Origin of the sequence: Pseudomonas sp. LTJR-52 (genome assembly GCF_003691465.1) — a bacterium.
Taxonomy (GTDB): domain Bacteria; phylum Pseudomonadota; class Gammaproteobacteria; order Pseudomonadales; family Pseudomonadaceae; genus Chryseomonas; species Chryseomonas luteola.
In genome coordinates, this window is sequence record NZ_CP033105.1 from 516,993 (window position 1) to 533,288 (window position 16,296).

The 16,296-nt window shown below is 57.1% G+C and carries 19 protein-coding genes; 6 read left to right on the forward strand and 13 right to left on the reverse strand.

Translation table 11 applies throughout. From position 1 onward, the window contains the following. Positions 1-27: 27 nt before the first annotated feature. From EAW52_RS02430 to yrfG, 7 genes are all read right to left on the reverse strand, one after another. On the reverse strand, positions 28-1,035 hold the full coding sequence (locus EAW52_RS02430; RefSeq protein ID WP_122041282.1) for an LLM class oxidoreductase: 1,008 nt from the start codon (positions 1,033-1,035) through the stop codon (positions 28-30). A 120-nt stretch (positions 1,036-1,155) separates the two neighbouring features. Further along, positions 1,156-1,722, reverse strand: coding sequence for a nucleotidyltransferase family protein (locus EAW52_RS02435; RefSeq protein WP_122041283.1), 567 nt, complete (start codon positions 1,720-1,722; stop codon positions 1,156-1,158). A gap of 95 nt (positions 1,723-1,817) precedes the next feature. Further along, on the reverse strand, positions 1,818-4,139 hold the full coding sequence (locus EAW52_RS02440) for an FdhF/YdeP family oxidoreductase (RefSeq protein ID WP_122041284.1): 2,322 nt from the start codon (positions 4,137-4,139) through the stop codon (positions 1,818-1,820). A 2-nt stretch (positions 4,140-4,141) separates the two neighbouring features. Beyond that, a complete protein-coding gene (gene fdhD, locus EAW52_RS02445; RefSeq protein ID WP_122041285.1) occupies positions 4,142-4,990 on the reverse strand; it encodes a formate dehydrogenase accessory sulfurtransferase FdhD in 849 nt (282 codons plus the stop codon). 115 nt (positions 4,991-5,105) lie between these two features. Next, on the reverse strand, positions 5,106-5,993 hold the full coding sequence (locus tag EAW52_RS02450) for a LysR family transcriptional regulator (RefSeq protein ID WP_074820796.1): 888 nt from the start codon (positions 5,991-5,993) through the stop codon (positions 5,106-5,108). Positions 5,994-6,126: 133 nt separating this feature from the next. Continuing rightward, positions 6,127-6,732 (reverse strand): chorismate mutase, encoded by a 606-nt coding sequence (locus EAW52_RS02455; RefSeq protein ID WP_122041286.1) that lies wholly within the window; start codon positions 6,730-6,732, stop codon positions 6,127-6,129. A 141-nt stretch (positions 6,733-6,873) separates the two neighbouring features. Then, complete coding sequence (gene yrfG / locus EAW52_RS02460) at positions 6,874-7,560, reverse strand: GMP/IMP nucleotidase (RefSeq protein WP_122041287.1); 687 nt, start codon at positions 7,558-7,560, stop codon at positions 6,874-6,876. Between the two features lie 135 nt (positions 7,561-7,695). Between yrfG and nudE the strand changes: the two genes are divergently transcribed. Beyond that, on the forward strand, positions 7,696-8,262 hold the full coding sequence (gene nudE / locus EAW52_RS02465; RefSeq protein ID WP_010796235.1) for an ADP compounds hydrolase NudE: 567 nt from the start codon (positions 7,696-7,698) through the stop codon (positions 8,260-8,262). 53 nt (positions 8,263-8,315) lie between these two features. After that, positions 8,316-9,152, forward strand: coding sequence for a 3'(2'),5'-bisphosphate nucleotidase CysQ (gene cysQ, locus EAW52_RS02470; RefSeq protein ID WP_122041288.1), 837 nt, complete (start codon positions 8,316-8,318; stop codon positions 9,150-9,152). 2 nt (positions 9,153-9,154) lie between these two features. Here the strand turns inward: cysQ and EAW52_RS02475 are convergent, their stop codons facing one another. From EAW52_RS02475 to EAW52_RS02485, 3 genes are all read right to left on the reverse strand, one after another. Further along, positions 9,155-9,610, reverse strand: a complete 456-nt coding sequence (locus EAW52_RS02475; RefSeq protein WP_010796233.1) for a YiiD C-terminal domain-containing protein — start codon at positions 9,608-9,610, stop codon at positions 9,155-9,157. Positions 9,611-9,672: 62 nt separating this feature from the next. After that, the gene (locus EAW52_RS02480) at positions 9,673-11,061 is read right to left on the reverse strand and encodes an ATP-binding protein (RefSeq protein WP_122041289.1); all 1,389 of its coding nucleotides are present in this window, start codon (positions 11,059-11,061) and stop codon (positions 9,673-9,675) included. After that, complete coding sequence (locus EAW52_RS02485) at positions 11,058-11,735, reverse strand: response regulator transcription factor (RefSeq protein ID WP_010796231.1); 678 nt, start codon at positions 11,733-11,735, stop codon at positions 11,058-11,060. Before EAW52_RS02485 ends, EAW52_RS02480 begins: the two co-directional genes overlap by 4 nt. On the opposite strand from EAW52_RS02485, the gene EAW52_RS02490 reads away from it, so the two are divergent. Then, the gene (locus EAW52_RS02490) at positions 11,734-12,147 is read left to right on the forward strand and encodes a hypothetical protein (RefSeq protein WP_122041290.1); all 414 of its coding nucleotides are present in this window, start codon (positions 11,734-11,736) and stop codon (positions 12,145-12,147) included. The two genes, EAW52_RS02485 and EAW52_RS02490, sit on opposite strands and share 2 nt — an antisense overlap. A 235-nt stretch (positions 12,148-12,382) precedes the next feature. Further along, on the forward strand, positions 12,383-13,213 hold the full coding sequence (locus EAW52_RS02495; protein WP_122041291.1) for an NAD-dependent protein deacetylase: 831 nt from the start codon (positions 12,383-12,385) through the stop codon (positions 13,211-13,213). Between the two features lie 61 nt (positions 13,214-13,274). On the opposite strand, the gene EAW52_RS02500 is transcribed toward EAW52_RS02495, so the two are convergent. Both EAW52_RS02500 and EAW52_RS02505 read right to left on the reverse strand, forming a co-directional pair. Further along, entirely contained in the window at positions 13,275-13,490 is a 216-nt protein-coding gene (locus EAW52_RS02500; RefSeq protein ID WP_010796229.1) for a hypothetical protein, read from the reverse strand. Positions 13,491-13,742: 252 nt separating this feature from the next. Beyond that, positions 13,743-14,636 carry a LysR family transcriptional regulator gene (locus EAW52_RS02505; protein ID WP_122041292.1) on the reverse strand — a complete coding sequence of 298 codons (894 nt, stop codon included), beginning with the start codon at positions 14,634-14,636 and terminating at the stop codon, positions 13,743-13,745. A gap of 95 nt (positions 14,637-14,731) precedes the next feature. On the opposite strand from EAW52_RS02505, the gene EAW52_RS02510 reads away from it, so the two are divergent. Further along, the gene (locus EAW52_RS02510; protein ID WP_122041293.1) at positions 14,732-15,481 is read left to right on the forward strand and encodes a hypothetical protein; all 750 of its coding nucleotides are present in this window, start codon (positions 14,732-14,734) and stop codon (positions 15,479-15,481) included. Further along, the gene (locus tag EAW52_RS02515; RefSeq protein ID WP_122041294.1) at positions 15,481-15,792 is read left to right on the forward strand and encodes an antibiotic biosynthesis monooxygenase; all 312 of its coding nucleotides are present in this window, start codon (positions 15,481-15,483) and stop codon (positions 15,790-15,792) included. The genes EAW52_RS02510 and EAW52_RS02515 overlap by 1 nt, the downstream gene beginning before the upstream one ends. A gap of 31 nt (positions 15,793-15,823) precedes the next feature. Here the strand turns inward: EAW52_RS02515 and EAW52_RS02520 are convergent, their stop codons facing one another. Beyond that, a complete protein-coding gene (locus tag EAW52_RS02520; RefSeq protein ID WP_256680714.1) occupies positions 15,824-16,231 on the reverse strand; it encodes a lysozyme inhibitor LprI family protein in 408 nt (135 codons plus the stop codon). Between the last annotated feature and the right edge of the window lie 65 nt (positions 16,232-16,296).

Consider the following 16,296-nt stretch of genomic DNA (forward strand, 5'->3'; position numbering starts at 1 on the left):
TTGTTAAGTCTGAGTTCTCTTGAGTTCTTATGGCTCAAGAGGTTCATGGGAGGGGAAGTGCGGCAAGACATATTCAGCCAGTTCCTGAACCACTTCCTTGGCCGGACGGCGGGACGACTTCAGATTCAACGCGGCGTGATTCACCCCTCGGCGTTGCATATGCTCAAGATAATCCACCAGGTAGCGACGACCAATCCTGAGTCCGGCATGAATAGGCATGGGGGCCTGGTCCGGATCTTCAGCCAGATCGAAGAACATGCCCTGGGCAAAAGGCTTGAACGTCTCTTCGCCCGTGACGCGCTTGATGGTTTCGCGCCACAACGTGGTAATGGCCGAGACATGCTCGACGCCAATGAAATAGTAGAACCAGCCGTCGGCATTGGCGGCAATCCAGTCCATTGCCTGACGGCTACGACCTGTAACGAAGGCAGGGATGCGTCCGTTGAATGGCTTAGGGACCAGATCGGCCAGCCCCTGCAGATCGCCAAAGCGGTCGAAGTCACCGTTAGGGAAGGACGTTTCGCTGGCCAGGCGGAACATCTCGAACGCTTCGCGGAAGCGGTCGCCGCGCTGCTCGTACTCATCTTCCAGGCCAAAGGCGGGATACTCGACAGGTCGGTCTCCCGAGGCGATACCCAGCACGAGCCGCCCGCTGGAGAGCTGGTCGACCGAGGCGGCCATTTTGGCCAGGTGCAGCGGGTGGCGCAGGGTGATCACGGCACTGCCGGTTGCCAGCGTAATACGTTTGGTGGTGCCGGCCAGAAAGCCCAGGTAGGTAAACGCCTCGAAGACCTGCCCCATGTCGCCAAAGCCTGGATCATAAAACGGTACGTCCCTGGCCCAGAGCGCAGCAAAGCCCAGCTGATCGGCCAGTTGGGTCAGTTCAGCATGATGCTCAAGTGATGGCCCTGGCTCGTTCGGGTAGCTCGCCACCGGAAGAATGAAACCCAAGGTAAGCGTGTCAGGCGCAAAGACCCGGCTAAAGCCGTTGTGGTGAGCAAAGGGATGATCGAGAGGGAGCGATGCAGCGTTCATAAGGTTCCTGGGTCCCTGAGCCTGATATCCATGATGACCGGTCTTCCATGAGTGTAATCGGTAGGCAATGGAGTCTCATGGATTGTTCGAGTTCGAAAAACAATTTTTCCTGTACGGCAATCAGTCCGGCAGGTGGGGCGGTATATCTGCTGCAGGTAGAAACCGAAGTTTCGGCCACCGGCGCGCCCAGCCTTTCTCGTGCTGTCGCTGCCTGAAGACCTCCGGTTTGTAACGCTTTAGGTTAGGCGTTACGTGCAGGTCGAAGAGACCTCGCTGAACAAGCGGGCTGGCGATTTTGATCTGTCCGCTAGTCAGGAGGCGGGCCGCTAAGGCCGTTTCCATCTCCACCCAATAGCTCATGGCAGCCAGGCTGCTGTGATAGGGCGCATCCCCGCTGCGCTTATGCATGCGGGCCTGATTCTTGACGGACCAGGGCAGGGCCGCACAGGCCCTGAGCCAATTCTCAAGCTCAGTATCTCTCTCAGGGTCACGGCAGACAGGGTCAAAATAGATGACGTCAATGTCCGTCAGCGGGGTAGGAACCGTGTAACCGTGCAGGTGATCCCAGACCAGATTGCGCACGAATCCGGCGGCTACCCAGGCATCCGGCAAGTGCAACTGAGCAACACAGGCCAGCACTTGGCAGCGCAGCGGATCTTTAGCTATCCAGTCAGGGAGGCGATACATGGGAAGGAGAGGGAGGCCTTGGACCCTTCAGTATAGAGCCCGGCCATAAAAAATCAGCCTGCCGTCTATGCAGACGGCAGGCTATTCGCTCGGTATCAAGCGACCGATGCAATCGTGTTGCTATGTGCTGGCTCGACGCGAATGGCTACGAACTTGGAGGTAGGCGTAAAGCTGTCCTTACCGTAGCTTTCCAACGGCACCAGCGGATTGGTCTCGGGATAGTAGGCCGCCGCCTGACCCTCAGGAATATCGAACGGCAGCAGCGTAAAGCCACTGACACGACGCTCGATCCCATCGTCCCACAGCGAGACCATGTCCACCTTCTGGCCTGGCTCATAACCCAGGCGGCGGATGTCCGCTTCGTTGACAAAGACCACGTCACGCTGACCTTTTACACCCCGGTAACGGTCATCCAGGCTGTACACCGTTGTGTTGTATTGATCGTGCGAACGCATGGTCTGCAGGATCAGGTCAGGCTTCTGGCCATTCTGGCGAGCCGCTTCCGGGATCAGATTCTCTGGCAGCTGGCTGGGCGCAAAGTTAGCCTTGCCGGTTGCCGTATTCCAGACGCGATCACGTGCCTTGTTGCCCAGGTAGAAGCCGCCAGGATTGTCCAGGCGCACGTTGAAGTTCTTGAAGCCCGGGATCACATCGGCGATCAGATCGCGGATGCGGTCGTAGTCTTCAATCAACCACTCCCAATCCACAGGGTGGTTGCCCAGTGTTGCCTTGGCAATCCCTGCAACAATGGCCGGCTCGGAGCGCATCTGGCGAGACAGTGGCTTGAGCACGCCTGCCGAGGCATGGACCATGCTGAAGCTGTCTTCTACCGTAATGGCCTGCTTACCGCTGGCTTGCAGATCCAGCTCGGTACGGCCAAGGCATGGCAGGATCAGCGCTTGCTTGCCTGTCACCAGATGGCTACGGTTGAGCTTGGTCGCGATGTGTACAGTCAGGTCGCAATTGCGCAGTGCCTGATGAGTCCGCGGTGTATCCGGTGTCGCCTGGGCAAAGTTGCCGCCCAGTCCGATAAAGACCTTGGCATCGCCCGCCAACATGGCAGCGATGGCCTCCACCGTGTTATGGCCGCGATTACGGGGCGCTTTGAAGTCGAAGCGCTTTTCCAGGGCATCGCTAAGCCAGGCCGGAGCCTTCTCATCGATCCCCATGGTACGGTCGCCCTGCACATTGCTGTGACCGCGAACCGGGCACAGGCCAGCGCCCGGCTTGCCCACATTGCCGCGCAGCAGTTGCAGGTTGGCGATTTCCTGAACGGTGGGCACGGAGTGGCGATGCTGGGTCACACCCATGGCCCAGCAGATGATCACTCGCTCAGCTCTGGCATACATGCGCGCAGCCTGCTCGATCTCCGCCAGGGCCAAGCCTGACTGCTCTACAATCTGTTCCCAGGACGTAGCATCCAACACGGCCAGATAACTATCGACACCCAGGGTGTGCTTCTGAATGAAGTCATGGTCGAACACCGGTGACGTGCCGTTCAGCTGCGCCTCACGCTCCCATTGCAGCAGGAATTTGGCTATCCCACGCATGGCCGCCATGTCGCCACCCAGGGCTGGGCGGAAATAGGCCGTGTTGGTCGGGCGCGAGTTGTTGGTCAGCATCTCGACCGGGCTCTGGGGATGCTGGAAGCGCTCCAGACCACGCTCCTTGAGCGGATTGAAGCTGACTACCTGAGCACCGCGCTTCACAGCGTTGCGCAACACCTCGATCATCCGTGGATGGTTGGTGCCAGGGTTCTGGCCCACCACGAAGATCGCATCGGCGTGCTCCATGTCCTCATAGGTCACTGTACCCTTGCCAACGCCTATGCTGCGGCCCAGGCCTACACCACTGGCCTCGTGGCACATGTTGGAGCAGTCCGGGAAATTGTTGGTGCCATAGGCCCGCACGAACAGCTGATACAGGAAGGCAGCCTCGTTGCTGGCACGACCGGAAGTGTAAAACTCGGCTTGGTTAGGGTTTTCCAGCGCCTTCAGGTGTTTGGCGATGGTCTGGAAGGCATCATCCCAGCTGATCGGCACATAGTGATCAGTCGCCGGGTTGTAGCGCATCGGCTCGGTCAAGCGGCCCTGGTATTCGAGCCAGTAATCGCTTTGCGTGCTCAGGCTGCTGACGCTGTGCTTGGCAAAGAACGCAGCATCTACACGGCGGCTGGTCGCTTCCCAGTTCACCGCCTTGGCGCCGTTCTCGCAGAACTTCACCAGGCCGTTTTCCGGTGCTTCACCCCAGGCGCAGCCAGGGCAGTCGAAGCCGTGGTCCTGATTGGTCTTGAGCAGGGTCCGGATATTCTTGACGGCCTTTCCGCTGTCGAGCCAGAAGTGCACGACACTTTTCAGCGCACCCCAGCCTGCGGCAGGGCCTTGATAGGGTTTGTAAGAAGATTTTTGCTTGCTCATGACTACTCCCGATGTTCTGGAATGAGCGGCGCCGGGCTGTACACGCGAGGCGGAGACTGATGAGGTAAATGAATAAGGTTGAGACGATGCCGACGCGCCCATTCCACGGCGAGGCCAGTAGGCGCGGACAGAGTGACAAGCGTTGCCAGGTTGGCGCGAACCGCCTTGTGGATCAGCTCCAGGCTGCAGCGGCTGGTCACCACGACAAAGCCGGCACGGGTATTGATCTTCTGACGCATCAAGGCGCCGATCAGCTTGTCCAACGCGTTATGGCGGCCGATATCTTCACGGCAAAGGCCTAGCTCACCTTCGGCATTGGCAAACAGCGCCGCATGGACGGCGCCACTACGCTGACCCAACTGCTGGGCCTCGTTGATACGCTGGCGCAGATTGGCCAGATGCTCGGCAGGTGGCAGCTGCACCTTACGCAGCCGATCCAGTTGCGGCAGTGCCTGCTCAAGCGCCTCGACGCCACACAGGCCGCATCCGCTGGTTCCGGCCATCTGGCGACGCTGGCTTTTCAAGGCCCAGAACGTCCGGCTGGAAATTTCGACCTCAACATTCAGGGCTTCACCGACGCGGCGTACCTGCATGCCATAGATGTCGTCGATGGAATGAATGATTCCAGCGCTTAAACTCAGGCCCGCAACGAAATCCTCGATGTCGGCAGGTGTAGCCATCATGACGGTGTGGCTGATGCCATTGTAGGAAATGGCAACGGCACACTCTTCAGCCAATGGCGTCTGGCCAGTGACTTCCGGGTTCTTCAGCTCGGCATAGGTATACCCGTGCAGCGCTTGGCTGGCGGGCTGTTCCGAGGGTGTATCAGCATGTGGATTCGAGCGGGACATAGCAGCAATTGGCCTGCGGCTGTTTGACACAGATCAAAGCCTAAGCCTATTAAGGTGTAACGTCTAATCGCTGGTACCGATATGGCGATAGATGGGGCTTATCAAGCGACCGTTTTCATTTGCCTGAGTACAGCAGGCGCGCTTCAGCAAAACAGGCTTCGGCCACTGGCAGGCGCGGCGCGGTACGTCGGATGATCAGCCCAAGCGGTGCCAGGGCTCGCCCACCCTGAATCGGAAGCAGGCAGGAGTGCTCGGTCAGCGCGTCGAACCCACCCTTGAGTGGCATCACGGCGCAACATAGTCCCGCATTGACTGCTTGCAGGAGTAGATGCACGGCATCGCTTTCCAGTACAGGCCGGGGTGTGAGGCCACGACTGCGAAAACCGTGATCGACCGATTGGCGAAAGTGCATTCCTCCCGTGAGCAGACCCAGGGGCAGATCGGCTACCCGTTCCCAGCTCAGCTCCTGCTCGTCGAACTGAAAATGACGCTGGTCGAACAACAAGCCCATTCGGGTTTCGGTCAGGGACTGGCTTTCAAACATCTGATCGTTGAGATGGCTGAGATAGGAGATTCCCAGGTCGAGCTGGTTGCTCGCCAGCTGCTCGAGAATATGCTCGGTACTCAGCACCGATAACTGAAAGCGCAGATTGCTGTGCAACTGGCGCAGGTGATGCAGCAGAGGCATAGGGTCATAGCTGGCCAGGGGGACGATCCCCAGGCGCAGGGTGCCAACCAGCTGCCCTTTATAGGCGGCGGCTTCCGCATAGAGCCCCTCATGTGCCGCCATAAGGGTCCGGGCCCAGGCCAGAATACGCTGGCCCGCCTCGGTAAAGCCTTCGAAGCGCTGACCCCGACGTACTAGCTCAAGTCCCAGCTCTTCTTCAAGGCTGCGCAGACGCATGGAAAGGGTTGGCTGAGTGACGTAGCACCGTTCGGCCGCTTGGCCGAAGTGGCGCGTTTCATCCAGGGCAATCAGGAATTTGAGCTGTTTGATGTCCATGATCAGGCGGACAGGCTTCCGGCAGCATGAAGGCAGAATCTATCAGCATAGCGCCGTAGATAGAGAAAGGAACAGAATTGAATGACGAAGGGTGCCTGCCGGGTTCCCCATGGCAGGCACGTCAGGCCGTACGTTAATCGGTGGCAGCCACCTGCTGCTGCGACCCCTGGCAGACATTGGCCATACCGCGGACCAACGCCAGCCGGTGCAGAGAATCAAGTGCATGTGCCGTGGCATAGGTGCTCACCGCACGGGCTGCGACATGTGGGCAGTCCGGCGCCTTGCGTAGCGGCTCGGCAGCCTCGAGTGCATCGAGCAGCTCGTTCTGCAGCTGATCGAGCTGCTTACGAACCACGGCAAGGTCCGGGCGCGTCTTGTTGGGTGCCTTATCGATGGCATGCCAGCGATCCAGCAGCCCATACTGGACCCACTTGTTAGCCTCGATCTGATCGGAAAAGAAGCGCTGCGCATCATCGGGCTGCAAACCGTGAGCGGCGGCTTCATTACGAACCCGGGCCAGGACATCCGCCTCTCGTTGGGTGTCGAGGACCGGCTTGCCGCTGTCCCATTTGCTCAGCGCAACCAGATCGGCCGTTGAGGTGCGAGCGTTGATCTTATCAAGCAAAGGCGTAAAGCCACTCGTGTTCTGGGCAGCATTGGCCGTAGCACAGAACACAAGCGTAAGGGCAGAGAACCAGACAGCGCCGCGAAGCGGCAGGGTGCGTCGAAAAGCGTTCATAGAGGCAGTCCTGAAAAGGTTAACCAGGGGACTAAACGCCGGCCCAGTGCATCATCACTCCACACTGGGTCGCGCTGAAACGTTGCGCCGCTTCGCCGGCAGGGTCAACCCAGGCATGAGGCGTCTGTGCGCAGGTCACGCTCAGGAGTGTGACGTAGCCACCGTCTCCTGGGGTGGTAGCAGCTCTCGATAATCGTCTACCGCCTCGAATTCAGCGGTGTCCCGCGGGCCCTGGCGACTATCAGGATTGCGTACCGCCAGAAGATGAGCGATGCCATACCGCTGAGCGCTGCGCAGAACGGATAGGCTGTCGTCGATGAACAGCGTACGGACCGGGTCAAAGCCGAAGTCCTGCTGCAGTGCAAACCAGAACTGCTGGTCTTCCTTGGGGAAACCATAGTCATGGGAACTGATCATCCGGTCGAAATAAGGCGCAAGCTCGATACGTTCAAGCTTTAGGGAGAGCGAGTCCCGATGGGCATTAGTGATCAGGGCGACCCGCTTGCCTGCTGCCTGAATGGCAGACAGGAACGTGTCGGCATCGGGACGCAAGGCAATGAGATGAGCAATATCCCGCTTTAGCGCGGCGATTGAAAGCCCCAGTTGAGCGCTCCAGTAGTCCAGGCAATACCAGGTCAGTTTGCCGGCATTCTCCTCGAACAGTGGCTCCAGTTCGGCCATGGCCCACTCAAAGGACTGGCCATGATGCTTGGCGTAGCACTGCGGGAGATATTCCAGCCAGAAATGATTGTCGAAGTGTAAATCGAGCAGCGTGCCGTCCATATCCAGCAAGACGGTGTCGATCTGATTCCAGGCAAGGGTAGGCATGGCTTCCTCTTTTGGACTCCACCGTAACCGCGGTGAGCCATCTCTTCGTGATTACGCCAAGACAGATCGTCCCGGCCACGGATTATTAAACAAGGCGCGTTATGATAGCCGACCCGATTCGCTCAGGAGCCGTTTATGCGCCAGAAACCCGCTGTGCTTGCCCGGCAGATCGTTGCCAAGAGTCGTCTTTTCACGGTTGAAGAAGTCGAGCTGCGCTTTTCCAATGGTGAAGAGCGCACCTATGAACGACTGGCCAACAAGGGGACCGGCCCGGGCGCGGTCATGGTCGTGGCCATGCTGGACAACGAGCATGCCTTGTTGATTGAAGAGTACTGCGGCGGCACCGAAGACTATCAGTTGTCCCTGCCCAAGGGGCTTGTCGAGATGGACGAGACCGTACTGGAGGGCGCTAACCGTGAGCTCAAGGAGGAAGCCGGTTACGGTGCCCGCCAGCTCGAATATCTGACGCAGCTTTCTCTGTCGCCCGGCTACATGAATCAGAAAATTCATGTCGTGTTGGCACGCGATCTTTATCCCGAGCGTTTGCAGGGCGATGAGCCCGAACCGATCGAGGTAGACAAGATCAGCCTACGCGAGCTATTCAGTCTGATGGATAATCCCCGGTTTACCGAAGGACGCGCATTGGCTGCGCTCTATTTAGTGCGGGACCTGTTGATCCAGCGTGGCGAGTTCGTCGCCTGACATTTACCGTGCGGTCGTTATTGAGGCGGCCTCATCTGCCTGTGGAGTTTTTTATGATGGTGCCCGTCTCCATTACCGCACCGCTGGTGCTCAACGTTGTCGACCTGGTCCGCCAGGCCGGTGCCGCAATCCTTCCTTTCTGGCGCAATGACGTGGCCGTGACGGAAAAGGCCGACGCCTCGCCGGTTACCGCCGCTGATCTAGCTGCCCACCGCATCATCAGCGAAGGCTTGGCCGCGCTGACCCCGGACATTCCGGTACTCTCGGAAGAAGCGTGTGATATCTCGCTGGAGGAGCGTGCCCGCTGGCGCTGCTGGTGGGTCGTCGATCCGCTGGATGGCACTAAGGAGTTCATTTCCGGCAGTGAGGAGTTCACCGTCAACATCGCCTTGGTGGAAGAAGGGCGCGTTGTGTTTGGTGTGGTCGGTGTGCCCACCCGTGACCTGTATTACTGTGGCGGAACAGAAATGGGCGCCTGGCGTATACGGGGAGAGGACGGCGAAGAGATCAATGTCCGGCCTACACCTGTACAGGGCTTCACCGTCGTTGCCAGCCGCCGACACAGCAGCCCTACTCAGGAGCGACTTCTGGCTGGGCTGGGTGAGCATATGGGCGAGATCAAGCTGGCCAATGTTGGTAGCTCGCTGAAGTTCTGCCTGCTGGCTGAAGGTGCGGCGGACTGCTATCCCCGACTGGCGCCAACCTCCCAATGGGACACAGCAGCGGCTCAGGGAGTCCTGGAGGGAGCGGGTGGCATCGTACTCAACCTGAACGGTGAGCCACTGACATACGAGGCGAGGGAGGATTTTCTCAATCCCTACTTCCTGGCCTTGCCGGCCGAGGCACATTGGCGGGACACGCTCGTTGAGCTGGCATCCCGCCAGGCCTGATATTACTTGTGCAGCACGTACTGCCCGGTGAAGCGCACGCCGTCTTCACCGTTGGCGGCCAGAATACGTGAGTGCAACGTCAAGCGGCCACGACCGCGACGGCGGAACATGGTCTCGAAACGCTGCCAGTCACGCTCGTCCGGCGCATCGCACAGCGCAATGGCGTCTGTGGTCACAGGCAGCGGATAGGCAATCTGACCTTCCTGAATCACGATATGGCCTTCCTCTTCCAGGCCTGCTTCGCGCAGGCGCAGGTAAAGCCAGCCCCAGCCCGCCAGTACGGCGATGCAATAGAGGCTTCCACCAAACATCGTGTGGGCATGATTGACGTTAGCATCGAGCGGCGCATGCAGACGCAGGGAATGCGCTTCCCAACTCTTCACCTGTAGGCCAAGGGCCTGAGTGATCGGGATATCGCGGTACAGCAGTGATTCCAGGTGGCGGCAATCGCGTTCCATGCCGGGGTCCTATAGAGCAAATGGCGGGGGTAACAGGGCAGACGCAAACATTGACTTGCAAGTCACGTCCGGACTTCATTGTGCCCTAATCGAGGACGTTCAGGGGAGACACTCGGCAGACGAAAGCGAAAACGAGCACCACCTAACGAAGAATCATCAATCGTCAGGGCGCTGCGGTAGCCTTCAAGGATATCCTGCACGACGGCCAGCCCGATGCCTTGACCAGGGTGGCGGCTGTCGATGCGTACGCCTCGCCGCAGGACGGTCTCGCGTCGCTCGGCTGGAATACCGGGCCCATCATCCTCGATATCGATGATCCAGCTGTCGTCGATGAACTCAGCGCTGACCTGCACTTGAGTCAGGCACAGGCGATAACCGTTCTCCAGCAGGTTGCCAAAGACTTCCAGCATGGCGGCTTCCTCCGCCTGAACTTTCATACCCGACGGGAAATGCAGTGACGCCTGGACTTTCTTCTCGGCGTACACCTTGTCCAACGTACTGAACAAGGACTCCACGAGCGGCTGCAGTTCCAGTGGCCGGCTCAATACCGCACCGCGCCGTGTGGCACGTTGCAGCTGGAAAACAACCTGTTGATTCATGCGCTCAATCTGAACCTGAAGCGCAGACACCTCATGCTCCAGGCTGGGTTTTCGGCGCAGGTCTTCTGTCACGCCCTGCAGAACGGCTAGCGGGGTCTTCAGGCTATGGGCCAGATCACCCAGCGTGTCGCGATAGCGCTCCCGTTGCAGTCGCTCGAAATCGAGAAGGCGATTGAGGGAGCGGATCAGGCGGCTAATCTCGCTAGGTACGTTCTTCTCGTCGAGCAGATCACGCTGGTCAGTCTCGATGGCATCCAGCTGGCGGCTCAAACGGTGCAGTGGACGCAGGCTCCAGTGCAGCCCCACGGCCAGAAAAATCAGAAGAGCGAATAACACTCCGCTCAGCCAGAGCGTAACCTGGTGCATAAAGCCGCTGCGCAGGCGATCGTATTCCTCGGCCGGCTGCATGGTGACGATACTGAAGCCTGCTACGGGCGGGTTGCCCAGCAAGACCTCTCGGTCAAAGACGAAAAAGCCGCGCCCCTCGTCATCCGTAGTCTTGACTAATTTAACGCCGGTCCCGTCAAAGGTGGGCCGGTAGTTGGGACGCTCGCGTACGGCGGAGCGGGAGCGCCATAGCAGACGACCGTTCTGGTCGTATACATAACCCAGGATCGGCGATTGTGGGCGGTCAAAGACCTCCTCTGCGATCATTTCCGGCATGGCCAGACGCCCATCGATGGCCCGGGCCGCACCAATCAACGTGTTGGCGTTAGCCTCAAGGCGCGCCGCCACAAAGTTTTCTACCGTCCCGTCAAACGCCTTGCCAATGGCTGGGATCATCAAGCCCAGGCAAATGATGACCAGAAGCGCCGCACTTAATAGCAGGCGCAGGCGGAACGATCGAATCATTGGCAGCGCTCGGTAAACAGATATCCACGTCCGCGGACGGTCTCGATGGGCTGCATACCGCATGACGCTTCCAGCTTGCGTCGCAGACGGCCAACCAGTACCTCGATGACATTGCTGTCATGCTCGCCGTCATCGTCGTAGAGCTGCTCCATGAGGCGCTCTTTCGTAATGACCTGCTGATGGTTGCGCATGAGGTATTCAAGCAGGCGATATTCATAAGCCGTCAGCTGCAAAGGCTGCTCTTCGTTGAAGGCCTGCTGGCGACCAAGGTCCAGGCGCAGATTACCGGCCTTGATGCTGGGTTGGATGAAGCCGGCCGAGCGGCGCAGCAATACATTCAGGCGCGCTTCCAGCTCTTCGAACTGAAACGGCTTGACGACATAGTCGTCGGCACCAGCACCCAAGCCTTCCACTTTGTCCTGCCAGCTACCGCGAGCAGTAAGGATCAGAATCGGCAAGGCCATGCCCTGAGTGCGAAGCTGACGGATCAGATCAAGACCGCTCATGCCAGGCAGACCCAGGTCCACAATCGCCAGGTCATGGTGGAATTCGCGTGCGTTATAAAGGGCTTCCTCAGCATTGCCTACGGCATTGACCACATGCCCAGCTTCGCTAAGGCGCACCTTGAGGTGGTGACGGAGCAGGTTTTCGTCTTCGACGACGAGAATTTTCATGGGTGTTCCTGAATATTCGGCAAACAAAGGTCAACTCGAATCGATAGGGCATTATCCTCGACTTCTGACCAATACGGTGAGTGATGTGCCCCTCTATCAGGGCAAGTACTCAATAAAGGAGGATAAAGGAAAGGTTTCTGGATATGCGTCATTTGTATCAGGCAAAAAAAACCTCTCCGATGGGGAGAGGTCAGGAGCACTTCATGGGGATCGAGAAACTGCCACTGGGGAAAGTGGCTATGCACCACCAGGGATGAACTGGCCTGTGCACAATGGAGCTGCAAGGAACATCGCCGAAGAACATGAGGAGGTTACCGATGCATGTGAACTGGCTGCGTCGATCGGAGCGGGGAACGCAACAGCCAGCTGGGGATACATCATGATCGGGCCTCCTCACTGGAGCATCTTCTGACAGTTTCAGACTACGCCAGGGTGGCTGAATACTTTCTGAATCCGTGCTGAACAAGAGCTGAACGATACGAGATCGACGTTTTTTGAACCAAAGGGCGACCAATGGTCATCTTTTACAGCGAGACAACGGCATTCTTGTTAAAGGCGCACTGATGCTGGCCGGCTCCTGTCTATCAAGGCTGGCGTTCAGGGTTATCGCCTAAGCTAATCCACTACTAGACGATATAGATGCCGTCATGCCTGATTTTGAAACCGAGCTGTCTGATCTGAAAGCGCTTATCTACCGCTATCAACCGCTGATATTGACAGGCGCGGGTATCAGCACCGCATCGGGTATCCCAGATTACCGCGACGTCAATGGCGTGCGCCGGGGCAGGGCACCCATGATGTTTCAGGAGTTCATGAACTCCCCTGAGGCTCGAAAACGATATTGGGCCCGTAGCATGGTAGGTTGGCCCGCCGTGCGTGATGCCATGCCCAATGCCACGCACAAGGCACTGGCTGAATTGGAGGCGGGGCGGCGAATTTCGGGCATCGTTACGCAGAATGTAGATGCACTGCACGGGAAGGCTGGCAGTCACCATGTTACGGAGCTGCATGGCAACCTGCACCGAGTCGTGTGCATGGATTGCGGCAACCGCATGTGGCGCGAGGACGTCCAGAACGAGCTGAGGGCGCTTAATCCGAATGTACAGGGTATCGATGCTGTCCTGGCACCTGATGGCGATGCTCATCTCGCAGCGTCCTATCTTGAAGGCTTTCGCCTGGCGGGTTGCCCCTGTTGCGGCAGTGAATGGCTCAAGCCGGATGTCGTGTTCTTTGGTGAAGGCGTGCCTGCACATGAGGCGGAGGCAGCATGGGAGGGTGTTCGGCATGCCGATGCGCTGGTTGCAATAGGTACGTCCCTGATGGCCTATTCGAGCTTTCGGCTATGCAAGTTGATCGTAGAGCTTGGCAGGCCTCTTATTCTGATCAATATCGGCAAGACGCGCGCCGATACGATATGCACATTGAAGGTTGAGCAACCCTGTCAGGAGGTGCTGCCCTGGCTGATGGCGCAACCTTAATGGTCAGGCAAGAGAAAGGCGCCAGAGGCGCCTTTCAATAAAGCAGATTGACCGCAACTCTTTAATGCCGAATGGCGAAGCGTTCAGGCGTTTGCAGACTGATCACCGAGCTGAATGCATCGCGCAGTGGCTTGAGTTCTTCAGGGCTTTTTTCGCCACGATGAACTTGAGCAATCATGGCGAGTGCGTGCTCGATCAAATCATTGGCGGCCTGTAAATGATCCAGCAGAGAGTCAATTTCTTGCTGTGCGGATAAGCAGGAATTTGATTGAGCCATAGCGGCAAGCTTTCCATAAATGAGCAAAGTATGTTGGCTTGGTGTCGAGCAGGGTTACAGCGCACCATTAACCAAGAGGCGCACAGCCTACATTAATCAAACTATAAAATCTGATGCGGCGAGCATATAGACTGACTCTTGGTGTGCCTCGGCGACCAATGGCATTTAAAGGCCTCTTTTGTACAGCGTTTCGCCTCACATTTATGTCGCGGAACCTTGGCTACAGTGATCCGGTTAAAGGATGCTGGGCCTTCATAAGTGAGTCGGTCGCTTGCCGTTCTGATTCAGAGGGATAGTCTCGCTTAAGGCCCTGTAAAGGGTATGCACTGGCTGCAATACACGACCGCCTGCCCGTATGAGAATCCAAAGCTCACTTTCGCAATTGATCAAGGGAGCGCTTAACGGGCAAAGTTCGGGAGCTGTTTGCAATACAAAGCAGGGCAAGATGGCCACGCCTAATCCTGAGCGCACCAGCTGCGTAACGGCATGTATGCTCTGGCAGCGATACCTTGGGACGAGGGTTGGATAGTTAAGCGTGCGCCACGTGACGGTGGGGTGATCGCTGAAAGAGTCATCGAGTGATATCCAGGTCAGCGCATCCCACGGCTTATCCTGAATCTGACTTAGATAAGACGTATGTCCATACAAGGCATACGGCACTTTTCCCAGGCAGCGACCTACAAGGTGTTCCGGCGGTGTTTTCGTCAGCCGTATAGCGATGTCGGCATCCCGCCGGCTCAAGTCAGCGAAACCGTCGGATGTCGATATTTCCAGCATCAGCTGCGGATAGTCTGGTAAGACATCTCCAAGCGCCGGGGCCACAAGATTTGCCAGTACGGATTCGGTACAGGTCAGTTGCACGGTGCCCGCAATGGAGTCGGCTTCCAAAAGACTGGCCCGCGCATTGTCCAGGGCATGCTCAGCCCGTTCGGCTTGATCCGCCAACAGCAAGGCGGTGGGCGTAGGTAAGTAGCCGGTCCGTTTCTTCTCAAATAACTCAAGCCCTAATGACGCCTCAAGACGCCTGATAGAGCGAAATACGGTAGACACGTCTACGCGAAGCCGCTCGGCAGCACGTGAAAGCGAGCCCCCCCTTACCAAGGCAAGAATCAGCGCAAGATCAGAATAGTCGAGTCGATTGTGCATATGTGCAAGGACAGTCTGCCGAGGCGCCAATAGTGGTCAACAGGGTCTCTTTTTATAGTGCCTGCCCAAGAAGCAAAACTATAGAGGAGAAGTCTATGAGCGCACCGGTGAAAAACCTTATACCAGGTAGGCAAAGCGTTCGGATTGCGCTGGTAGGTGACTACAGCCCTGAGATCAAGGCGCACCAAGCCATCATCCAGGCGTTGCACTTGGCTCAAGCCGCTCTAAATATTCCCTTGGTATTCGAGTGGATCGCTACAGCTAATATAGAAGAAACGACTTTCGAAGAAGCTAATGGCGTTTGGTGCACGCCTGGAAGCCCGTATGACAATGAAGAAGGTGCGCTATCTGCTATTCGATACGCCAGAAATCACGCCCTCCCGTTTTTAGGCAGCTGCGCAGGATTTCAGTATGCATTGATCGAATATGCACGCAATGAGCTGAACCGGGCCAACGCAGCGCATGCTGAAACAGCACCGGAACGCGATGACCCGATAGTCTCTCCGTTAGCCTGTGCGCTAATAGAAAGAGGCGAACTGGTAGGATTCACTTCCAGCTCACGTATAGCCGAAGCGTATGGTGCTATCGAAAGCTACGAGGAATACCGCTGTGCATATGGTCTTAATACAGCGGTCGGGCTAGAGATCTTGTCCGGCAAGCTTAAAGCCGTCGGACACAATGCTGCTGGAGAGGTGAGGGCGGTCGAACTGCATGATCATCCCTTCTTTATTGCAACACTCTTTCAATCCGAGCGTCAGGCCTTGAAGGGACTTCTGCCTCCCCTTGTTAAAGCCTTTATAAAAGCCTCTGCCACTCATGCCGTTTCGTCAGGGAGGAACAAATAATGAACCCTCCCTCTCCGCCATGCTACGCAGTCATCTTTGTTTCCAAGCAAAGTGCTCAAAAAAATGGCTATGAGGAAACAGCCGAGCACATGCTCGAATTGGCCAAAAGGCAGCCAGGGTTCCTGGACGTCCTCTCCGTAAGAGGCGAGAACGGTACTGGAATCACCATTTCTTATTGGACCGATGAAAAGGCCATAAAGGCATGGAAAGATCAACCTGAGCACCAGCAGGCGCGCAGGCAGGGTCGCACCAAGTGGTATGAAGGGTACAGTGTGCAGATCGTAAAAGTGGAGCGTGCTTACTCTTTATAAGAGCAAACACAAGAGACCACGTGCGGACAACTTAAAGAGAGGAGTCCTGCTCTGTAAAACGGCTCAGCTCATCAGCACGAGCTTTGGTCATATCCAATAGGCAGGATGCCGTATTCAGCGCATCAATCGTACCGCCTGTTGCATTGGCATAAAGGCTACAGTTGGCGTCTCGATATTTGATCCACAACCGTTGAGTCTCTTTGAGCTTGGCTTTCTGTGGATCGCTAAAGGTAGCCATCGTGTTCTGATAGGCTTCATTCAGCCGAGTATCCTGAAGCTTTGTTTCGGCAGATATACAGCTCAGCATGTCTCTGGTAGTGCCTTTGGACTCATCAAGGCACGTATTAAAGGTAGCCGAGTAATCCTCTTCATCCATTGCAAATGCCGGTTGAAAGGCAACAAGAGCGGTAAGTCCAAAAGCAAATAGGTAGAACCTCATGTATTCCTCGCTTGTTGGCGTGCTGCTTTTCCAAAGGATCTGGTGATAGACAATAGGGCTACTAT